General features: G+C 42.7%; 2 protein-coding genes and 1 pseudogene. 2 read left to right on the top strand and 1 reads right to left on the bottom strand.

Annotated features, from left to right (window positions below):
- Window positions 1-259: 259 nt before the first annotated feature.
- Window positions 260-1,207, top strand: a complete 948-nt coding sequence (locus tag F6K38_RS37490; protein WP_287360068.1) for a Nif11-like leader peptide family natural product precursor — start codon at window positions 260-262, stop codon at window positions 1,205-1,207.
- 821 nt (window positions 1,208-2,028) lie between these two features.
- The gene (locus tag F6K38_RS37485) at window positions 2,029-2,406 is read left to right on the top strand and encodes a DurN family substrate-assisted peptide maturase (RefSeq protein WP_287255657.1); all 378 of its coding nucleotides are present in this window, start codon (window positions 2,029-2,031) and stop codon (window positions 2,404-2,406) included.
- A gap of 126 nt (window positions 2,407-2,532) precedes the next feature.
- On the opposite strand, the pseudogene F6K38_RS37480 reads toward F6K38_RS37485, so the two are convergent.
- Window positions 2,533-3,382, bottom strand: a pseudogene (locus F6K38_RS37480) (plasmid replication protein, CyRepA1 family); the annotation flags it as partial.

Below are 3,382 nucleotides of genomic sequence, written 5' to 3'. Positions count from 1 at the left end.
GAAAGCTCGCACGTGGCTCTGTGGTTCTACAACTAAGGATCTCTTTCTCGATCTGATGCTTGGGATCGCTGGAATCGGAATGCACTTTTTGCGGCTAGCCTATCCGGAGCGAGTCCCTTCCCCTCTGCTGCTCGATCCGCCTCCATCAGCATAAGCCGATAGACCTAGATTGAGGGTAAAGGTGGTGTTGGTGAAGGTAGACTCTGGGGTGATCATTGCTGTGATTGTAATTTTGTTGGTTTAACTGGTTGAAAAAGCTATGTCAAAAGAAGCGGTATGTAAGTTTTATGAAGCTCTTGAAAATACAGAAGCATTGAGACAGCAAGTTAAGGTAATCACAACGGAAGAAGAGCTGGTTAAACTTGGTGCCAATCACGGTTATTGTTTTACCAATAAAGACATAGCAGCAGCGAATGCGTCTTATGTTCCCAAGAATGACAAACCTCTGATTTCCATTGATTGTGCTCAGTCTGCTTCTGATCAGGGTTTCCCCCACGCTTATCACTACGAGTTTAATTTTTCCGAGATTCCAGGGTTTGAGGAAATTGCTGAGCAGGTTGGGAAGCTCAAAATCAAGCCAGATCCGGTGGATCTAGGGCTGTATGAAAAGAGTTTTTGGGAAGCAAATTTACAATTTGCCGATGTTTCCCCAGCTGCCCCAGAATTCCAACAGCGGTATCTCGAATCATTGCGATCCCACGTGGATCTAGGTGTTGCTTCATCCCAGCCTGAATATGCCTGGAGTAAGTTCCACTTAATTAATCTGGATCGGTATGTTGACCATTCCCTTTACGATGATTATTTTAGGACGAAAGTAAAGTTAATCGAACTCCTGGAAGATTTCTTTGGAGCTGAAATTAGGTTCTCAGGAAGCTTATGGTATCCACCGAATGCTTATCGGATGTGGCACACGAACGAAACTCAGCCAGGTTGGCGGATGTATTTCGTTGATTTTGATCGGTGTGAATTCAATGGGGATCGCAAACCATTTTTCCGCTACATGAATCCCGAAACCAAGGAGTTAGTAACCCTTGAGGAGAAGCCGAAAGTGGTAAGATTCTTCAAGATCGAAAGTGAGCCACACAAGTTGCTTTGGCATTGTATTGTTAATAGAAGCCAAGCGAACCGGTGGAGTTTTGGCTTTAACGTTTCTGATAAATGGATGAATAAGTTGCTGAAGCCTAATCTAAAATTGACAGCAGACTGATACAGGAAAAACTATGTTCTCAACTATCAGAAAAAAGTAAGCATTCAGCCGTCAGCCGTGAGCTTTTAGCTCACGCGTGCGCGTTCAGCCGTCAGCTAAAAGCTCACGCTACTTGAGGTGCCGTCAGCTGACGTAACAGAGATTAAAGCAATGGTTAAGCTGTTGTGCATTTAAATTCTACAACACCAAGGCAGAAGGTAGAAGGCAGAAGGCAGAAGGCAGAAGGTAAAAGAGTTTCAGTTTTTTTTTCTGATTTAATCAAAGGAAGTTTAAATGTAAGTATTCAGCCGTCAGCTATCAGCTATCAGCATTCAGCTATCAGCATTCAGCTTATGGGTTAGGTCAAAGGGTCGAAGCCTGTGCCACGTTAGAAGCCTGTGCCACGCTACTGTTCGCGCAGCGTGCCCGTAGCGCAATCGGTGCTTGTGAATAAAATAAGCATCTCAAGTAGCGTGAGCCAAAAGTTCACGGCTGACCGCTGACTGCTGAATGCTTACGTTTAAATGCGCGACAGCTTACTTGTTTTATTCAAAAGCTGATAGCTGAATGCTTACATAAAAAATGCTTTCTGTGAAATGCTCCTGTGATTTTTTGCTAAAGGAAATAATTATACCGATGCTGTACACATGGTATGATTAGGAACGATAGATAAAGGAGTTATACTCTTCTTTGGTAAACTTAAATCTTATTTCATAAAACTTTACCATTACTAGTAAATTTATAATGATAAAATTTACTAGTAATGGTAAAAAAGCTAAGTTTGGATAAGTTCAATAAAGCAGACTCGAACACATTACTAAAAAAAACTACTCGAAGACACTATGGTCAAGATCAAGCATAATCCTAAAGGATATAGAGAAGATAGAGGTGGTGACAGGGATGAAATTCGGCAAATACAGATATTGATGCTCTTGTGTTTATTTCTGTCCCGTGAAGGCACGCTCTACGACTTGCTGAAGATGGCATTGGCAACCCCTGGGCAGCGGACATTGAATCGGTTAACTCCACCGGAAGATATTAGTATAGATGGTCTATTTGAGTGGTTAGGTGAGCTGTTTGGTGAAGCAGAAGTGACAGAAGGAGAAAGGGATTTGATTCTCTGGCAAAACGATATCAAAAATATGTTCCCAGCGATTAGTGAGCTCAAAGCAATCGAGGATAAGCTTGGTTTTAAGATTAACATCGAGAAGAAGATCTAAGGTCTTCTGTGTACAAAGTTCACTATCAGCTAGTGATACTTTCTTAGGATAAATGTTAGAGGGTGGGGGGTTATAGCCTCCCCCAACACTCCAACTAATCCTAAATATTAAGACTAAACATTAAGACTAAACATTCAAACACAATTGAACATAATTGCTGTTTTCTGAATCCACTAACTGAGTGTTACCGGACCTAGCAGATAAATCATTATCCAGCCAAATTTCACTAGTGCCTAACCTCAGAGCATCACTAGCTAACCACTTCTGGAACACTTCCATGCGACCATCTTCTGGACTAACTAGCTGATAAACTCTGAACCGCTTTTTCCCTTGGCTCTGATAACGAATACACTGTAAGCCATAGCCGATTTTATCCAAGAAGCGCCTGATAATAACAATCGGAGTTGCTTTCTTAGCTAGTCCTATTCCTGTGATGGTTTTGATAGCACAACGGTTTGCTAATGCGATCGCAGCCATCTGCTGCAAGTCCTGATCAGTATTTCTGAGTTCTCGTTCCAGATTTTCTAATAGGATTGGTATCCCCAAAACCTTCATAGTACCAATCATCGCTCCTAGCACAGCACGATTGAAGTCCGGTAGAAAGATACTCCCTTGACCTTGCTCAATTAACAGTCGCGCTACCTTAGCATCCCGTTCTGCCAGATGTTGCCGACCTAGGGTAAGAAAATAATGGAGCCGTAGCTGCTGATACCAGCCTTGGTCATCTTTGAGTACCAGTTCTGGTGTGACTGGGATGGCATAACGCTGCTTTAAATCGTACTTCCGTAGTGAGCGACGCTCCGATGGTGTTTTGACTAGGCGTTTGCTAATCTTTTGATATTGGCTATAACTGAAGTCTTGACTAGATGCGATCGCATTACACTCAGCCTGATAGTTTTGGTCTCTAACTGCAGTAATCGCTGCCATCAGAGCATTCTGTGCTCCCAACTCTTCCGCTTGGGGTGAACCCTTAGAC

The organism is Moorena sp. SIO3B2 (genome assembly GCF_010692525.1).
Classification (GTDB): domain Bacteria; phylum Cyanobacteriota; class Cyanobacteriia; order Cyanobacteriales; family Coleofasciculaceae; genus Moorena; species Moorena producens.
This window is presented reverse-complemented; position numbering and strand designations above follow the sequence as displayed.

Excerpts from the sequence above, each read along its gene's own strand:
- F6K38_RS37490 (WP_287360068.1), top strand. The coding sequence starts at position 260 with ATGTCAAAAGAAGCGGTATGTAAGTTTTATGAAGCTCTTGAAAATACA.
- F6K38_RS37485 (WP_287255657.1), top strand. The coding sequence starts at position 2,029 with ATGGTCAAGATCAAGCATAATCCTAAAGGATATAGAGAAGATAGAGGT.